The organism is Cognataquiflexum aquatile, from assembly GCF_003316845.1.
Classification (GTDB): Bacteria; Bacteroidota; Bacteroidia; order Cytophagales; family Cyclobacteriaceae; genus Cognataquiflexum; species Cognataquiflexum aquatile.
The window spans coordinates 168,119-185,800 of the sequence record NZ_QMIK01000004.1 but is presented as its reverse complement, the minus strand read 5'-3'; the positions used below and the strand labels follow the sequence as shown (position 1 = coordinate 185,800).

Here is a 17,682-nt window from a genome sequence, read left to right as displayed (position 1 = left end):
AAAAAAAAAGACTTCTCCTCCGTCGAAGTGACAAGGAAAAGTCATTTTCTTTTGGTCCCTGAGCGAAGTCGAAGGGCTCTTGGTCCCTGACCATAGTCGAAGGACTACTTCACATCCTTCATCAATTCCTCCACAGCTTTTTCCAACTGTTGGTCTTTGCCTTTGTCGATTTGTCCAGGCATATTTTTGACTTGGAACTGCGGCTTGGTTTCGTTGTTTTCCATCCAATTGCCTGCTTTGTCTTTGGCAGAAATCGGAACCATTCCCCATCTGCCGCCATCCGGCAACATTTCCCAACCTGCAAAAGAACAGGTTCCCGGAGTAGGCATGCCGACGGTTTTGCCGATTTTCAAGTCGGTATAACCACAGGCAAAACAATGTCCATCGGAATAGTTGCTTTCGTTGAACATCGCCAGAGTCGGCTTCGTCCATCTGAATGTCGGTTCATAACCTACTTCCCTGTCCTCAGTTGCATAGGTGATGAATCTTTCTCCGGTAAAGAACATGGCCAAATCCGCCACCAAGTCTCCCCCACCATTGAATCTTGTATCCACGATGACGCCTTTGCGGTCATGGTATTTGCCCATCATTTCTTCATAAGTGGTCCTGTAGGGACCGTCTGACATGCCGGGGATATGGACATAGCCCAAAGTGCCGTTGCTCAACCTGTCCACTTCTTCCTGGTTTTTCTTTACCCATCGCTTGTATAGCAATTGATTCTCTTCACCCAAACTGATCGGCTTCACAGTGACCTGTTGACGGGTATTTGTCTTTGGATCCAATACTTCGATCAAAGTGAATTTGCCGGATTTACGGTTGAGGTATTGGGCAATGTCCTTGTCCAAAGCAATGGTTTCTCCGTCAATTTTCTCGATGATCATGCCGCTTTGAATGTTCATGCCGGATTTGTCCAAAGGTCCGCCCTTGAGCACTTCAACGATTTTGATTCCGGGATTTTTGAAAGAATAGTCCGTAAAAATCCCCAAAGATGCTGTGGCATCAGCCTGTGGTATGCTTCGGCTAAACCGCGCTCCGGCATGCGAGACATTCAGTTCGCCAATCAACTCAGAAACCATCTCGGCAAACTCATAGCTGTTTCCGATATAAGGAAGGTATTTTTCATATTGGGCAGTCAGGGCGTCCCAATCCACCCCATGGAAATCCGGGGTGTAAAAAGCTCCTTTTGTACGGATCTTGATATGCTCAAACATCTCTGCACGCTCTGCATCGGTATCCAAAGTCATTTCCCCGGCTATTTTGATCTGCTCTCTTTTGGTGCCTTTGTCGGTGATTTTGGAGATGTTTCCATCTGCGAGAAGGTATAGGTTTTTCATTTCTTTGTCCCATTCCAACCTGCCAAATCCGGCATCGAGTTTCAGTTCCATCTTGGTATCTCTGGTTCGAAGATCCGTGCTCCAAAGGTTCATCCCTTTTTCAAAACGGGCGAGGTAAAAAAGTTTCTCGCCATCTTTGTCAATGACCGCATCACCCAAAGCAGACGAATGGATCGTCAATTTGGCTTTTCTTTCCCTCAGGTCCTCCCAGTCGATTTTGATGTCTTCTACTGGGGGAGTTACTTTTTTCTCCTCCTTTTTGTCGTCATCCTTCTTTTCCTTTCCGGCTTTCTCGGTTTCCTTTAGCAAGTCAAATTCATCCTTGGTCAACTTGAACCTGTCATAGGCATCCTTGGTCATAAACAGTGTAAACACATCATTTTGGGCACCTCCGCTTGCTGCAAAACCTTTCAGACCGTCCCTGTTGCTGAACCATATCAACTGCTTGCCGCCATTGACCCACTTTGGTCTGCTGTCACCATAACCGCTTTGGGTCAGGTTTTCCATGGCTTTTTTGCCTGAAGCATCCATTAGCACCACTTCACCATTGGCCATGGTGGGGTTGAATTCTGCCAACAGCCATTTGCTGTCCGGACTCCATGTAAAATATTGGTCACCGTCTCCCATGTGTAACAACTGCTCAGGAGTCATCAAAGTCACGGAAGTTTTGGTGGCCAAATCGAGAACTTTCAAGGTCCTTCTGCCTTCGACATAGGCTAGTTTTTTTCCGTCAGGAGAAAAAATCGGCTGGTAATTGTCTACCTCCGAACTCACCAAAGCCTCTTCTTTGAGTAAGGTGCTCGCAAAGAAGAATATCTCCTCTTTTTCCCTCAGCCTTTTGGTTTGGTATATCTGCCACTTGCCATCCCTTTCGCTTGCATACACGACTGATTTGCCATCCGGTGCAAACTGTACAAAACGCTCCTGTTGTGGCGTATTGGTGATTCTTTTGGTCAAAGAACCATCCACAGAAGTCACAAAAACCTCTCCCCTTGCGATAAAGGCAATTTCTTTTCCGTCCGGCGAAATGGACATTTCTCTCACTCCTCCATTGATCCCGATATAGCTGTCCGCATTAGAAATACGCTGTGTGGTGATGGAAACCGCTACTTTTTTTGGTTGCTCCCCTTCTTTCAGGGTATAAAGTTCTCCATCATAAGAAAAACTCATCAGTCCATTTTTGGAAATACTCAAAAACCTGACAGGAAAATTCTTCAGGCTAGTCAATACCGTTTTTTGGGCAGGATTGTCCAAACTCATTTTTTGAACATTGAAGCTTCCCTTCTCTTCGGTAAGGTAGTAGACCGCTTTTTCTCCCGGAGCGAAAACAGGATTTCTGTCTTCACCCCCAAATTCCGAGATCATTTTATGGGTATTGCTCGCAGCGTCATACACCCAAATATCTCTGGTGATGGCAGATTGGTGTCTTTTGCGCCATTCATTCTCGCCGCCTTTTTTGTCATGATAGATCATCTTGCTGCCATCAGCGCTGACCTGTACATATTCAGCAGGAATGGTCCACACCTGATCTACCCTACCGCCTCCGATAGCTACCTGATAGAGTTCTGCCTGCGAACCTGTCGGGTATTGTCTGTGTTCGGCAAGGTCCTGACGCACACCGCCAAAGATTACATTCCTGTCATCTGCAGAAAAAGTATTGGGCATCTCATCATTGGAATGATAGGTCAGCCGCTTGGCATCTCCGCCAAGAGCACTCATGACATAGACATCAAAATTACCGTATCGGTCCGAGGCAAAAGCGATCTTGCTGCCGTCTTTGCTCCAAACAGGCATAAAATCATGTGCTTCATGGAAAGTCAATTGGGTGGCTTTTCCGCCTGAAGCGGGAATGCTGTACAAATCCCCTTTGTAGGTAAAAACAATCTGCGAACCGTCAGGAGAAATGGAAGGATAACGTAGCCATTTTGGGGATTCTTGGGCAAAAGCAAAAGAAAAAACAAAGAGCATCATCATGCTCAAACTCGATTTGATGATAGGCATAAGGGAATTGAAATAGTTTGGTTTAAAATTATATAAAATTTGACTATCCAAGTCCGGTTTTCCAATTTTGGGCTAAATAGTTTTTAACCGATACAATATGAGTGCTGAAAACATCCAAATCTCAAAAACACCATCTCCACCTTACTATGCAGTCATCTTCAGCAGCATTCGTACAGAAGTGGATGGGGGTTATGGAGAAATAGCGGATCAAATGGTCGAACTTGCAAAAAAGCAACCAGGCTATCTCGGGCACGAGTCGGCTAGAGAAGGACTCGGAATTACTGTCAGTTATTGGAAAAGTCTCGATGCCATCCGCAACTGGAAAATGGTCAGCGAACACCTCTTTGCACAGCGGATGGGAAGGGAAAAATGGTACCGTTCATACAAGACAAGAATTTGTTTGGTAGAGAGGGATTATGGGTTTGAATTGGAAAATTGAAAAATTGGAAGATTGGAAGGTTGGAAGGATTTAAGGATTTGACAAGATCCATAATTCATACCACTTACACCTGCGACTGAAAACTGACTACTGATTCACTGGCAACTGCGACTGAAAACTGACTACTGAGACACTGCCAACTGCGACTGAAGACTGCCTACTCAATACTCCCCAAATTCAATCCAAAGTTGCTTGCCTACATATAAGCTTTCTTCTTCGACATTAAGGTTGGAGATGCCAATGCCGAAGAGGCGGACAGGTGATTTGAGTTCTTCTTGGTGGAGGAGTTCCAAGGTGGTTTCCCAGATTTTTTCAGGTTCGGTAAACTGCTCAAAGGTCTTGCTTCTCGTCTGAACAGTAAAATCGTGGTATTTGATCTTGAGCGTGACAGTTCTTCCTTTGATCCCGCTTCGGCTGATACGGCGCTTAAGTTCTTCGAAAATCTCCTTCAACTCTTTCAGCCATTCTTCCATTTTTGCCAGATCAGTTTCAAAAGTATTCTCAGCACTCAACGATTTCCGGATGCGGTTTGGTTGGACTTCGCTCAGGTGAATCCCACGGACTATGTTGTAAAAGTGAAGCCCTGATTTGCCAAATCGCTTGCTGAGGTATTGCAGGGAAAATTGCTTCAGGTCAAAACCATTGTGGATGCCGAGTTCTTTCATCTTGTCAGCAGTCACTTTTCCAATTCCAAAAAACCGCTCTATCGGCAACTTCTCCAAAAATGCTTCCGCATCCTTGGGCAAGATGACGGCCTGACCATTGGGTTTGTTGATGTCAGAGGCAGTTTTTGCCAAAAACTTGTTGTAGGATATTCCCGCTGAGGCATTCAATCCGACTTCTTCTTTGATACGTTTTCGGATTTCTAAGGCGATTCTTGTGGCAGAAGGGTTGTTCACTTTGTTTTCTGTCACATCCAAAAAAGCCTCATCCAAAGAGAGGGGCTCAACCAAATCGGTATAAGCATAGAAAATCTCTCTGATCTGATTGGATATCTCTTTGTACCGCTCAAATCTAGGAGGAACAAAAATAAGGTGAGGACATTTCAAAGCGGCCATTTTGCCGGACATGGCCGAGCGGACGCCGTACTTTCTGGCTTCATAGGAAGCTGCGGCTACCACTCCCCTTTCCCTGTTTCCGCCTACGGCAAGGGGCTTTCCCCTCAAGTCAGGATTGTCCATCTGCTCCACTGATGCATAAAATGCGTCCATGTCGACATGTATGATTTTCCTGACGTTTTCCATGGTTATATTCCTTCCAAAACCTCTATGATCGCTGAAGCTTTGAGCAGACACTCTTCATATTCGTATCCTGCATCTGCATCATAGGTGATCGCCGAACCTACTGCAAAGTATCCTTTGCCTTCATTTTGATCAAAAATAATACTGCGGATAACCACATTGAAATCAAAATCCCCATTCGCTTGAATATGTCCCAAAGTTCCTGAAAACCATCCTCTCTGGAAATTTTCATATCCTTCGATCAATTCCATGCACTTGATTTTTGGAGCGCCTGTCATACTGCCCATCGGAAATGTGGCATGGAAAATTTCCTTAAGACCAACCTCATTTTTAATAGTGGAACTCACCGTCGAGATCATCTGATGGACTTTGGCAAAAGTATAAACACCAAAAAGCTCTTCCACCTCCACAGAACCTGTTTCGGAGATTTTGGAAAGGTCATTCCGCATCAGGTCGACAATCATGAGGTTTTCGGCCCGTTCCTTTTCCGAGTGCAGCAATTGGTTTTTAAGAATTTCATCTTCGACAGAATCTTTGCCTCTTTTAATGGTGCCTTTGATGGGTTGGGCGATAAGTTGATTTCCTTCTTTTTTGAGAAATCTCTCTGGAGAAGCTCCGATAAGGTATTTCTCTTTTGCTTTGAATAAAGAGGAAAAAGGCATGGGAGACTTTTCCATCAAATCTTTATAACCGATAATCGGATTCCAATTTTGACTTTCAAAGGTAAAAGCCAAACAAAAATTCAACTCATACATATCCCCTTCTTCAATGTGGTTCTGGATAGCTTTGATAGCAGAGAAATAGTCCTGTCTGGTAGTCAAAGGATTCACTTTTACTGTGGGATTGGACAAAATCAGTTGGATTGACTCCAAGATTTCTCCTCCTATTCTTTTTCCTTCAGGATGAAAAACAGTGAAATTGTTCTTGCCGATTTCTATCTTGATTTCGGGAATAAAAAATAAGGATTCAGGACAATCGACCGGTACAGAATTATTGCTCCTGAGTTTTTCAACCTTGTTTTTGTAATCGTAACTGACGATTCCTACCAACTCATTTTTCCCATAAAACCGGTCTGCCTCAGCCAAATCCAAGAACTGATTGGCTGCAAAAATGACATTTGGAAATCCATCATGCGGATAGGAAATCCCGTTGTTCTGAAAAAATGAAAAATACAGATACTGATTGTCAAACCATTGTAGCAAATGGCATTTCCAATCAAGATGATCAGGAATCGAAAACACAAATTTTTCTGACATGTTGCAAAAGTAACGTAATGGCACAAAAAAAAGAGGAAACCTTGCGGCTTCCTCTTCTGGATTTATATACTATGTTGGTTTAGTTTGCTTTGATGTCAAAACCTATAGAAACTGTATTGTAGATGAATTGATCTTTTGCTTTGTCAACTGCAGTGCTTTCGTCACCGTAAGCCAAGCCCCAAGCTGTTCTGTCGATATTGAAACCTGCAGAAGCTGAAACCGCTCCGTCCACAATAGACACAGAAGCCGGGAATTTGATGTTTTTGGTAGTACCTCTCATAGTCAGGTTACCTGAAATCCAATGGGTTGGATTGGCAGGAGCAACTTCAGAGTCCTTCTTTGGTGTATTTTCAGAAGCGAATTCTTCTTTGTCTGCAATCGCACCTGCTGCATAAGGCTCTACAGAAGTCAATTCAAAAGTAGCCTGTGGGTGATTTGCTGCATCAAAGAAATCAGGAGACTGAAGGTGTCCCCAAAGTTTTCCATAAAACTCGTTTGATTCTTCCATATCCTGGATTTTCAAACCAGTGATGTCAAATACAAACTTTGCGCCTGTTAGTTCATCACCTTTCACAGTCACCTCTCCTGTAGTCACAGGGATGACTCCAAAATGTTGACCTGTTGGCTTATAGCCTCTCCAATTAACTTGGCTAGAAGATGGATTGATGGCCAAAGTTTTGCCCGTAGCCTCAGCTACTTCAGCTGCTTCTGTTGCATCAACGGCGTCAGATGGTTTGCCACAGGCAACCACAATAAAGGCAAGTGCAATGACCAAACCTGTTTTTTGTAATAGTTTCATAATGTTGAATGTTGTTGTTTGAATTAAATGTACATACATATGTGTATATACATGTAAAACTATTTTTGGTAAAAAAAGTTCAGATGGTTTAAAAAAAAATAAATTTGACCTTCAGGTATTTGTACACAATCAGACTATAGACCAAAAAAAAATGGCTTTAATTAAAAGTGTAAGGGGTTTTAGCCCAGTTTTTGGAGACAACTGCTGGATGGCAGAAAACGCGACAATAGTCGGCGATGTGATCATGGGCAAAAACTGTACGGTGTGGTTCAATGCCGTGGTCCGCGGGGATGTACACCACATTCGCATCGGTGATGACACCAACATTCAGGACGGCGCAGTGATTCACTGCACCTATCAAAAATCCGGAACAGTAATAGGAAACAAAGTTTCTATCGCTCACAATGCGGTGGTACATGGCTGCACGATCCATGACAACGTACTGATAGGCATGGGAGCGATTATCATGGACAATGCCGTGGTCCACTCCGGCGCGGTGATTGCTGCAGGCGCTGTGGTTTTGGCAGGAACAATCGTAGAGGCCAATTCAATATATGCAGGAATGCCTGCCAAAAAAGTAAAAGAAACCGGACCCGAAATGCTCGAAGTCATAGAAAGGACAGCACGCAACTATCCGATGTATGCAGAATGGTTTAAAGAAGGCGATGCAAAATGAAGGATTTCTTGGCCCATTTCAGTACCAACAAAAATATCTCCCTACTTTTTGTACTGTTTCTAGGATTTAATCTTTGGATCTTACCGGGTATGCTGCCGGGAGAAAAACCGCTTGATTTAGAGATTTTTTATACTTCAGACGAAGCCTATGCCAAAATTAACCGATTCACTCCTGAAATCAGGGAAAGCTACCGAATGGGATTGATGGTTTCGGACATGCTCTATCCATTGGTTTACGGCGCCTTGTTCTCATTCCTTATTTTCAGCCTTTGGCAAAATGAAAAATTGGTCATTTTTCCCCTTGCCATCCTGTTGTTTGATGTCATCGAAAACATCAGCATCATCAATATTTTAAATCTATTTCCTGAAAAAAGTGACTTTTGGGGATCATTGGCCGGAATTTCGACAGCTATAAAATGGACCTTTTCCGCACTAACCATCTTGGTTGTCCTGTCCGGGATAGGCAAAAAGATATTGTTGAAAAAATAATATGTATATCCACCTTCTTACCAGAATAGGATTACTTACAGAATGGTCTCGTCCACGATAATTATCGGGATCGACCACCGGAATTTATTGATATTGAAGGGGGGTGGTAGAAATGCGGCAAAGCCGCATTTCTACCACCCCCCTCTGATCTCACGATATCCGTTCACCGAGCTTGCCGAGGTCTGGAAAATTGGTGTTTGGCTCCTGGTAAAAAAGCGGATAATCATATAGAATAATTTCTAGATCAATTTTTTTATGAGGATTGAAAAGAGAAAGCTTTTTAAATAATCAAGATATCAGTTTCCTGCAATGCCAAAATTTACCGGACTTAATACCTCCAAAAATTATTACGCTTACCATTCTTTTAAAAATCTATTCATTTTTAACCTCTTTTTTCTGCTTAACCAATTTGGTAAAATATAAATTATACAGGGTAAAATATTTATTTGAATCAGGTCCCGAAAACTTTAACCATATTTTTTTGTGAATCCCCAAAAGCGGACTATTTTTATTCAGATAAGAAAATTTTGTTATATGAAAGAGGAATATTTTAAGTGGTACTCACCCCATCTGCATAGAGATGTACAAATGCTCTCGTTTGGCCATGCGGGTTATCCTATTGTATTGTACCCAACCTCCATGGGATCATTCCATGAAAACAGAGACATGGGATTGATAGGTTCAGCAAGTTGGTTTATCCAACAAGGTTTGGCGCAGATATTCTGTCCGGAAAGCAATGACAGGGACAGTTTTTACAACAAGCAAATCCACCCCCATCAGCGGATCCAAAACCACATTGCTTATGACCACATGATCCGCCACGAGATCGTAGAGAAAATCAGATTTAATACCGCCGTCGGCAAAGTCGTAGTGGCCGGTTGTAGTTTTGGAGGATACCATGCTGCCAATTTTGCATTCAGATATCCAGGTTTTGTCAGCCATATGTTTTCGATGTCGGGAGCTTTTGAAATCCGCAATTTTATGGATGGATATAACCACGGTGATATATTTTATAATTCTCCTTTGGAGTTTTTGCCGGGCAACCATGACGGGGATTTGTGGAAGATGGACATTGTTCTCGGCACTTCCAATTGGGACATCTGCTTTGATGCCAATATCAAACTCAGTGATGTATTGGAAGGAAAGGGAGTCCGGCATTGGCTGGATGTGCGCAAGGACAAGCACCACGATTGGCCGATCTGGAAGGAGATGTTCCCCCACTATTTATCAAGAATTAAGTTCAATTAACCAAATACCAACCATATATGAAAAAGATAGGAATTCTGTTTGGCATGGAAGACACTTTTCCCCATGCATTTGTCGAAAGAGTCAATGAAAAAAATGAAAAAGGAATTGTTGCAGAACCTGTTTTGATCGATAAGGTAATCCAAAACCAACTTTCTGAGTATGCTGTCATCATTGACAGGATTTCTCAGGACGTTCCTTTTTACAGGGCTTATCTGAAAAATGCCGCCCTCACAGGCACGGCAGTCATCAACAATCCCTTTTGGTGGAGTGCAGATGACAAGTTTTTTAACAATGCCCTCGCAGACCAATTGGGAGTCCCTCTTCCCAACACAGTGATTTTGCCCTCTGCGGAACATCCCACCGACACTACGGCCAAGTCCTTCAGAAACTTAAAAATGCCACTCGACTGGCAGGGGATTTTTGACTATGTAGGATTTCCTGCCTATATGAAACCCTATGCGGGTGGCGGATGGAAAAACGTCTATCGCTTGGAAAACAAAGAAGAATTCTTCCAAAAACATAGGGAAACGGGCCAATTGGTCATGTTGCTACAGGAAGAAATCGTTTTTCAGGAATATTTCAGGGTGTATTGCCTTGGCGGAAAAGCGGTCCGTATCATGCAGTATGAGCCACGTAATCCACACCATCTCCGCTATGTGATTGATGGACCTCCTGCTTCCAAAAAACTATTGGCAACTGTGAAGGATTATACCATCAAGCTTTGCGAAGGATTGGGATATGATTTCAATACCGTTGAATTCGCAGTAAGAGATGGGGTACCTTATGCCATTGATTTTGGGAATCCCGCACCGGATGCAGACATCAACTCAGTCGGTCAGGCAAATTTTGATTGGGTAGTGGAAGAAGCCGCAAAAATGGCTATTTCCTACGCCAAATCACACAAACCGGGAAAAATCAACCTCACGTGGGGTACTTTTATGAAAGACGCAGTCAGTTCGGCCAAAAGATTCTGATCTATGAGAAAATTACCTGTTTTCACTTTGGGCGTTGAGGAGGAATACCAAATCATCGACCCCAACACGAGGGACCTGAGATCCCACATGTCAAAAATTGTAGATGGTGCCAAAATCATTCTTAAAGAACAGGTAAAGGCAGAAATGCACCAATCTGTGGTAGAAGTTGGGACCAATATCTGTCAAAACATTGCCGATGCAAGAAATGAAGTCTCCTACCTGAGAAAAAAAATCGTGGACCTGGCCGCCGAACAAAACCTTATTGTAGGGGCATCAGGAACCCATCCTTTCTCAAAATGGCAGGAACAGCCGATCACCGATGATCCACGGTACCACATGATCGTCAAAGAACTTCAGGATACGGCAAGGTCCAATTTAATTTTCGGACTGCATGTCCATGTGGGCATCGAAAACAGGGAACTTGCGCTGCAAATCATGAATCAGGCATGCTATTTCCTTCCGCATATTTACGCCCTTTCGACAAACTCACCTTTTTGGGAAGGGAGAAATACAGGCTTTAAAGCTTTCAGAGCTCACGTCTTTGCCAAATTCCCCAGAACAGGCCTTCCAGAATATTTTGATTCTGTACAGTCTTATGATAATTTCCTAGAGACATTGGTCAAGACCAACTGTATCGACAATCCTAAAAAAATATGGTGGGACCTGAGGATGCATCCCTTCTTCAGCACCATTGAGTTTAGGATCTGCGACATGTGTCTGACTGTAGATGAAACAATCTGTATCACCGCACTGATCCAAGCTGTAGTTGCCAAACTCTACAAAATGAGTATGATGAATACCAGCTTCAATATCTACAGAATAGCCCTGATCCGCGAAAATAAGTTCAGGGCGGCAAGGTATGGGACAGATGGGTTGATGATCGACTTTGGTCAGAAAAAAGAAGTCGCTTACAAGGAGTTGATGGTGGAGTTGTTGGAATTTATCGACGACGTGGTAGACGAGTTGGGAAGCAGGCAGGAGATCAATTATGTCTATGAAATCCTCAAAAACGGTACAGGCGCTGACAAGCAGCTTGCGGTATTTGAAGAGAATGACCATGATCTGTCCAAAGTGGTGGACTTCATTGTGGGAGAATTCACCAAAGGAATCTAGTAGGAAAAGGGTTTTGAACGTGGGATGGGAAATAATTTTTCACATACCTGCATTCAAAACTCTTTAACTTTCGGCCCCAAAAATCAAACAATCACCATGCAAGAAAAAATCAAAGTTGCTGTTTTGGACATGTACAATGGCAAAGCCAATCAGGGTATGCGTTGTATCCATGATATTGTAGGAAGGTTTGCCGACGAACTGAGCCTTGAAGTTTTTGATGTAAGACAAAATGCGGATGTCCCCAATATAGAAGACTTCAACCTTTATATCTCTTCCGGTGGACCCGGAAATCCGCTGGAAGGTGATGGCATTTGGGATAAAAAATATTACCAACTGATCGATGACATTTGGGTTTGGAATCAGACCAATGAAAGAAAAAAATACATCCTTTTCATTTGTCATTCCTTTCAGATGGCGGTAAACCATTTTGGGCTGGCCAATGTGACCCGGAGAAAATCCACCTCTTTCGGGGTAATGACCATCCACAAAACCGAATCAGGGATGACGGATCCAATATTTGAAGGTTTGGATAATCCATTTTGGGCTATTGATTCCAGAGATTACCAGGTGGTGCAGCCACACCAAAAAAAATTCAGGGAAATGGATGCTGAAATCATTGCACTTGAAAAAATCCGAAACCATGTAGAATACGAAAGAGCAATCATGGCCATCAGGTTTTCGCCGGAAATGGTAGGGACCCAATTCCACCCGGAAGCCGATCCGGTAGGTTTTCTGAGCCACCTCAAAAAACACGAAGTCAGAGATGAAATCATTGCCCTAAGGGGAAAGTCCCGCTACTTGGCGATGCTTGAGCATATTGTGGAAGAACACACCATCTACAAGACCAATGAAACGCTGATTCCTAACTTCCTTTCCCAATCCATCCAATTTATCAAAGAGCAACAGGCCATCCTTCAATAATTAGTGAACTATGATTCAGCAGCATCGGGAATTTTTCAACAACGGGTTCAGTAAAGAAAAATATCAGGCTTTTCTAAATGACCTAGCCTCAGATTTTGATTACCTGCCGACATTCAGGGTAGCAGAGACCCCTTTCTTTATTCCCAGTCAATTGAAAGCCCAACTCATCGAAGGCTGTCAACATGTCGTCGATTTCATCAAAAGAAAAGATTTCAACCAACTTACCGAACCTTCGTTAGGTCTCAATTTTAATGTACCGAATCAAAACAGGCACACTGAGTTTTTGGCAATTGATTTTGGCATCTGCGAAGAAGATGGGAAGATCATTCCCAAATTGATTGAAGTCCAGGGTTTCCCGTCCGTATTCAATTTTCAATATAACCTTTTTGAAAAAATCAAAAAGGCCTACCCCTATCTCTCCCAATTCACTCCCTATCTGAGTGACCTTGACTCGGATGGATACCTGAAAATTTTCAAAAAAACTGTCCTCAACGGATACCAACCTGAAGAAGTTATCTTGCTTGAAATCGAGCCTGAAAAACAAAACACCAAAATTGATTTTTACTATTGCCAAAGAGATCTTGGAGTTCCTTTTGTCTGCGTCACAGAAGTGATCAAAAAAGGGAAGCAGCTTTTTTACATCAATAAAAAAGGTCGTGAGATCCAAATCAAAAGAATTTATAACAGGGTGATTTTCGATGAACTTGAAGCAAGAAAAGACCTCAACATGCAATTTTCTTTTTTGGAGGAACTGGATGTGGAATGGGCAGGCCACCCAAATTGGTTTTATCGCATCAGTAAATTCATCCTGCCATATTTAAATGGCCCCTATTTCATAGAGACAACTTTATTGAGCGAGTTGAAGGAAATACCCGATGATCTGGAAAATTACGTTTTGAAGCCTTTGTTTTCCTTTTCAGGAAGCGGGGTGATTTTTAATGTCAAAAAATCCGATGTTGAAGCGGTAAAAGACAAAGACCTTTACATCCTTCAGAAAAAAGCCAAGTACGTTCCTGTTCTCCAAGCCATTGAAGGAAAGGTTAAGGCCGAGGTGCGGATTTTGGCTGTTTGGCCGGAGAAAGACGAAAATCCCACCCTGATAGGGAACCTCGTCCGCCTAAGCCGTGGAGAAATGATCGGCGTCAAATTCAACAAAGACAAAGACTGGGTAGGTGGTACAATAGGTTTGTTTGAAAAATAATCCGCTCAATTCTTTTCGAGCAATTCGTTCAAACCCACAATTTCGTAACCTTCTTTTTGCAATCCTTTGATCAAATCCGGAAGGAGTTTGTAAAATTTATCTGTTCGCTTATCTCCTACCCCAATATGTAGCAGTATAATATAGCCATTCAGTCCGTTGGGGTCCTTGAATTCAGCCTGCCATACAGTTTGCATAATTTCTTCCGAATTGATATAATTTTCCATTTCCGGATCGGTATAATCGGCAGGGGTTTTGGGACCCGGTGTAAAATTGATAAGCTGAAATCCCAACTTTCGTGTCCATTCAGTGATATTTTCATTATACCATTCGTAAGGAGGTAAAAAATAAGGCGCATTTTCCTGTTCGATACCAAACCGCTTCATTTCTGAATAGTTGTCCAAAAGGTCTTTTGAAAAAGTGTACCTGTCAATCAATAGCTGTGACCTTTCTTCCCAAGAACAATAAAGAAGGTGCTTGTCCGAATGGGCACCAAGATAATGGCCTTTGTTCTTGATGGCTTTGATCAAAGGTTCAAACTCATGATTCCTATAAAAATCCCCCGTGAAAAAAAATGACGCTTTTAGATTACTCCGCTCCAAAGTTTCCAAAATTTCCCAACCTCCTTCAGCGTATTCATGACCCGTCAATACGAGAGAAACCTGTTTTTTGGAAATGTCCCCTCTGATAATTCCGTCCAACAAACATTGGTTTTGACAATAGGATTTCTGATAAAAAGATAGAAAAAAAGCCATTAACAGGCTAAATCGGACTAGGTTGGTTTTCATGAGATAGATATAAATAATTACTGAGGGCTGATTCCACAATAACATTGCCTACCTAATTTTATTAGGATGGAATTTAAAGGTGGATTGATTTTACTTAAATAACTGTTTGTCCCTGACAAAAAGGTTCTATTTGGACTAAAAACAGCTGATGTTTAAGGGAATTGGTTTGGGGTGATACTTACTATACCTGCGAGATTTTGCACAATATTCCAAAAAAATCACTCAAATCAAAATAAACCAATACCGCCTGATTAAAATCACTTTATTTTTGCAATCTTTTTGATAGTTTAAGGACTTCAAATCTTTTGAGCATATATTTATCGCCATCACATTTTCAACCAATGATAATAGGGATTTTAAAAGAACCCCAAGACGAGTCCAGGGTAGCGCTTTTGCCGGAAGCGGTCAAAACACTCCTCAGCTGGAAGGTCTCGGTTTGGGTAGAAACACATGCAGGCGCTAGAGCCTATGCATCGGATGAACTCTACAAAGAAGCCGGAGCAGAAATACACAGCAGACAGGAAATAGTAACACAATCAGATTTGGTCATCGGTATCCAACCCATTTCACAAAGTGAAATAAGCGGATTGAAACCCGAGGCGGTGCTGATGGGACAAATGGGTGCCTTGTTCAATCCTGAACTTACCAAGTACCTGATCCAACAGAAAAAAACCGCATTCAGTATGGAGTTGGTACCGAGGACGACTAGGGCCCAATCCATGGACGTGCTTTCTTCCATGGCTACAGTCACAGGTTACAAAGCCGTATTGATGGCTGCCAATCTCCTTCCGAGATTTTTTCCGATGTTTATGACTGCCGCAGGAAGTATCACTCCCGCAAGGGTCTTGATTTTAGGTGCCGGTGTGGCGGGGCTACAAGCCATTGCTACTTCAAGGAGACTCGGAGCCTCTGTTTTTGCATTTGATGTCAGACAGGCAGCCAAGGAAGAAGTACTTTCTTTGGGGGCAAAATTTGTCGATGTCGAAGGTGCCAAGGAGGACAAAGGAGCCGGTGGCTATGCTGTCGAACAAACTCCGGAGTACATCCAAAAACAAAAAGACACGATTCATGAGCATGCCACCAAGGCAGATATCATCATCACTACCGCACAGATTCCGGGACGAAAAGCACCACAGCTCGTGGAGGAAAGAACTGTCAGGGCTATGAAACCGGGTTCAGTTATCATTGACCTTGCCGCTTCCTCAGGAGGAAACTGTGCACTCTCCCAGCCGGATCAAACCGTGGAAGTCAACGGCGTGCGCATTGTCGGAGTCGGAAATCTGGCTTCAAGCATGCCTCAGGATGCCAGCAAAATGTATGGCAAAAATTACCTTAATTTTCTCAAACTGATCATCAAGGACGGAAACCTCAACCTGAATTTTGAGGATGATATCGTCACCGGCACCTGTGTCTGCCATGCCGGCAATCCGATCAGTCCAAGAATCATTCAAATGCAAAACAACTGACCATGGAACAAGTGCTAAGTTATATAGGCGAAAATATGGAAATGGTATATTTCCTGTTGCTAGCCATCCTATTAGGTGTGGAAGTAATTTCCAATGTCCCTGCCATCCTTCATACTCCCCTGATGTCCGGTGCCAATGCCATCCACGGGGTGGTAGTCGTGGGTGCCATCATCGTCATGCTGCAGGCTTCTCCTGATAATTACCTTGCCTTGTCAGTCGGATTTTTGGCCGTATTGGTGGGCACTTTGAATGTCATCGGCGGATTTGTGGTGACGGACAGAATGTTGGAGATGTTTAAGAAAAAACCTAAGAAATCATGAGCCTGAACATATTAGAAATCAGTTATCTCATAGCATCCCTGACATTTATTCTGGGATTGAAAATGCTCAGTAACCCTGATTCGGCAAGGAAAGGAAACCTCATCGCAGCCGGGGGAATGCTGATCGCCATCATTGCCACCATCACGCTATACCAAGATTATGATTCGGGAAAAATGATCAATTATGGGTTGATCTTCTTGGGGTTGATCATCGGAACTGTCATCGGAACCATCATGGCAAAAAAAGTCCAAATGACTTCCATGCCTCAGATGGTGTCTTTCTTCAACGGGATGGGTGGTGCCTGTGCGGCTTTGATCGCGATCATCGAATTCCAAAGCCATCAGCACAGCACGGTTACCGGTTTTGACGGGGAACTGTTGGTGATGCTTTTGGGCCTTTTGATCGGTTCGGTTTCATTCTCCGGTTCTATCATTGCCTACGGCAAACTGGAAGGAAAAATCCAGGACAAAGTATTGCCAATGAACCAAGTCATCAACATGGTCATGTTGGGAACAATAGTCGTATTGATCGTATACCAAATGGTAAGCGGTTCTGACCCTCTTCTATTCTATGTCCTTCTTGGAATTGCTTTGATCTACGGAGTGCTGTTTGTGATGCCGATCGGGGGAGCAGATATGCCGGTGGTAATCTCCCTGCTCAATTCCTTTACAGGTATGGCAGCGGCTTTTGGTGGTTTCCTTTATGGTAACAAAGCCATGCTGACAGGAGGTATTCTTGTCGGTTCGGCAGGAACAATCCTGACGATCCTCATGTGTAAAGCCATGAACAGGTCGTTGACCAATGTATTGTTGGGTGCATTTGGTAGCGCCGCACCCGGTGGTGCAAAATCCGCTAGTGGTGACCAAACGGTCCGTGAAATTAGCATCTCAGATACAGCCGTGTTGCTTTCCTATTCACAAAGTGTCGTAATCGTACCAGGCTATGGATTGGCAGTCGCGCAGGCGCAGCATATTTGCCATGAACTGGAGAAATTGTTGGGAGAAAAAGGAGTTGAAGTCAATTATGCCATCCATCCGGTGGCAGGGCGGATGCCGGGACACATGAACGTGCTTTTGGCGGAAGCTGATGTACCTTATGAAAGGATGCAGGAAATGGAAGAGATCAATTCCAAGTTTGCCAACACAGACGTCGTAGTCGTGATCGGGGCCAATGATGTGGTCAATCCGGCTGCCAAGAATGACCCTTCCTCTCCGATATATGGTATGCCAATCCTCGAAGTCGACCAAGCCAAAAATGTAATCATCCTCAAAAGAGGTATGGCGGCAGGTTATGCCGGTATAGAAAATGAACTCTTCTTCTATCCTAAAACCAGAATGCTTTTTGGAGATGCCAAAGCCACACTTCAGAAATTGACTGCTGAGGTGAAAGAAGTGTAAAAAAATTGTCCGATGACGGATGA

16 protein-coding genes are annotated in these 17,682 nt (G+C 43.3%); 11 read left to right on the top strand and 5 right to left on the bottom strand.

Going from position 1 to position 17,682, the window contains the following annotated elements:
- Nucleotides 1–104: 104 nt before the first annotated feature.
- The gene (locus DQW11_RS12285; RefSeq protein WP_113924376.1) at nt 105–3,335 is read right to left on the bottom strand and encodes a S41 family peptidase; all 3,231 of its coding nucleotides are present in this window, start codon (nt 3,333–3,335) and stop codon (nt 105–107) included.
- Nucleotides 3,336–3,432: 97 nt separating this feature from the next.
- Between DQW11_RS12285 and DQW11_RS12280 the strand changes: the two genes are divergently transcribed.
- Nucleotides 3,433–3,774: an antibiotic biosynthesis monooxygenase family protein gene (locus DQW11_RS12280; RefSeq protein ID WP_198669893.1), complete on the top strand. Its 342-nt coding sequence runs from the start codon at nt 3,433–3,435 to the stop codon at nt 3,772–3,774.
- A gap of 161 nt (nt 3,775–3,935) precedes the next feature.
- Here DQW11_RS12280 and dinB read toward each other — a convergent pair whose 3' ends face one another.
- From dinB to DQW11_RS12265, 3 genes are all read right to left on the bottom strand, one after another.
- Nucleotides 3,936–5,018 (bottom strand): DNA polymerase IV, encoded by a 1,083-nt coding sequence (dinB, locus tag DQW11_RS12275; protein ID WP_113924375.1) that lies wholly within the window; start codon nt 5,016–5,018, stop codon nt 3,936–3,938.
- A 2-nt stretch (nt 5,019–5,020) separates the two neighbouring features.
- Nucleotides 5,021–6,271: an anthranilate synthase component I family protein gene (locus DQW11_RS12270; protein WP_113924374.1), complete on the bottom strand. Its 1,251-nt coding sequence runs from the start codon at nt 6,269–6,271 to the stop codon at nt 5,021–5,023.
- Between the two features lie 79 nt (nt 6,272–6,350).
- Nucleotides 6,351–7,070, bottom strand: a complete 720-nt coding sequence (locus DQW11_RS12265; RefSeq protein WP_113924373.1) for a YceI family protein — start codon at nt 7,068–7,070, stop codon at nt 6,351–6,353.
- Between the two features lie 151 nt (nt 7,071–7,221).
- Between DQW11_RS12265 and DQW11_RS12260 the strand changes: the two genes are divergently transcribed.
- The 7 genes from DQW11_RS12260 to DQW11_RS12230 all read left to right on the top strand — a co-directional run bounded on the left by DQW11_RS12260 (nt 7,222) and on the right by DQW11_RS12230 (nt 13,691).
- Nucleotides 7,222–7,746, top strand: a complete 525-nt coding sequence (locus DQW11_RS12260) for a gamma carbonic anhydrase family protein (RefSeq protein WP_113924372.1) — start codon at nt 7,222–7,224, stop codon at nt 7,744–7,746.
- Nucleotides 7,743–8,234 (top strand): hypothetical protein, encoded by a 492-nt coding sequence (locus DQW11_RS12255; protein WP_113924371.1) that lies wholly within the window; start codon nt 7,743–7,745, stop codon nt 8,232–8,234. The genes DQW11_RS12260 and DQW11_RS12255 overlap by 4 nt, the downstream gene beginning before the upstream one ends.
- Nucleotides 8,235–8,873: 639 nt before the next feature.
- Nucleotides 8,874–9,482: an alpha/beta hydrolase-fold protein gene (locus DQW11_RS12250; protein ID WP_232826735.1), complete on the top strand. Its 609-nt coding sequence runs from the start codon at nt 8,874–8,876 to the stop codon at nt 9,480–9,482.
- 17 nt (nt 9,483–9,499) lie between these two features.
- Nucleotides 9,500–10,456: an ATP-grasp domain-containing protein gene (locus DQW11_RS12245; RefSeq protein WP_113924369.1), complete on the top strand. Its 957-nt coding sequence runs from the start codon at nt 9,500–9,502 to the stop codon at nt 10,454–10,456.
- A gap of 3 nt (nt 10,457–10,459) precedes the next feature.
- Nucleotides 10,460–11,569, top strand: coding sequence for a carboxylate-amine ligase (locus DQW11_RS12240; protein ID WP_113924368.1), 1,110 nt, complete (start codon nt 10,460–10,462; stop codon nt 11,567–11,569).
- Nucleotides 11,570–11,665: 96 nt separating this feature from the next.
- On the top strand, nt 11,666–12,490 hold the full coding sequence (locus DQW11_RS12235; protein WP_113924900.1) for a type 1 glutamine amidotransferase: 825 nt from the start codon (nt 11,666–11,668) through the stop codon (nt 12,488–12,490).
- A 10-nt stretch (nt 12,491–12,500) separates the two neighbouring features.
- Entirely contained in the window at nt 12,501–13,691 is a 1,191-nt protein-coding gene (locus DQW11_RS12230) for a hypothetical protein (RefSeq protein ID WP_113924367.1), read from the top strand.
- A gap of 5 nt (nt 13,692–13,696) precedes the next feature.
- Here the strand turns inward: DQW11_RS12230 and DQW11_RS12225 are convergent, their stop codons facing one another.
- The gene (locus DQW11_RS12225; RefSeq protein ID WP_232826734.1) at nt 13,697–14,389 is read right to left on the bottom strand and encodes a polysaccharide deacetylase family protein; all 693 of its coding nucleotides are present in this window, start codon (nt 14,387–14,389) and stop codon (nt 13,697–13,699) included.
- A 428-nt stretch (nt 14,390–14,817) separates the two neighbouring features.
- Here DQW11_RS12225 and DQW11_RS12220 point away from each other — a divergent pair, with 428 nt between their 5' ends.
- Genes DQW11_RS12220 through DQW11_RS12210 form a run of 3 tightly spaced genes read left to right on the top strand, consistent with a single transcriptional unit; the run spans nt 14,818 to nt 17,659 of the window.
- Nucleotides 14,818–15,942, top strand: a complete 1,125-nt coding sequence (locus DQW11_RS12220; protein WP_113924365.1) for a Re/Si-specific NAD(P)(+) transhydrogenase subunit alpha — start codon at nt 14,818–14,820, stop codon at nt 15,940–15,942.
- A 2-nt stretch (nt 15,943–15,944) separates the two neighbouring features.
- Nucleotides 15,945–16,262: an NAD(P) transhydrogenase subunit alpha gene (locus DQW11_RS12215; RefSeq protein WP_113924364.1), complete on the top strand. Its 318-nt coding sequence runs from the start codon at nt 15,945–15,947 to the stop codon at nt 16,260–16,262.
- Nucleotides 16,259–17,659 (top strand): NAD(P)(+) transhydrogenase (Re/Si-specific) subunit beta, encoded by a 1,401-nt coding sequence (locus tag DQW11_RS12210; protein ID WP_113924363.1) that lies wholly within the window; start codon nt 16,259–16,261, stop codon nt 17,657–17,659. Before DQW11_RS12215 ends, DQW11_RS12210 begins: the two co-directional genes overlap by 4 nt.
- The last annotated feature ends 23 nt before the right edge of the window (nt 17,660–17,682 follow it).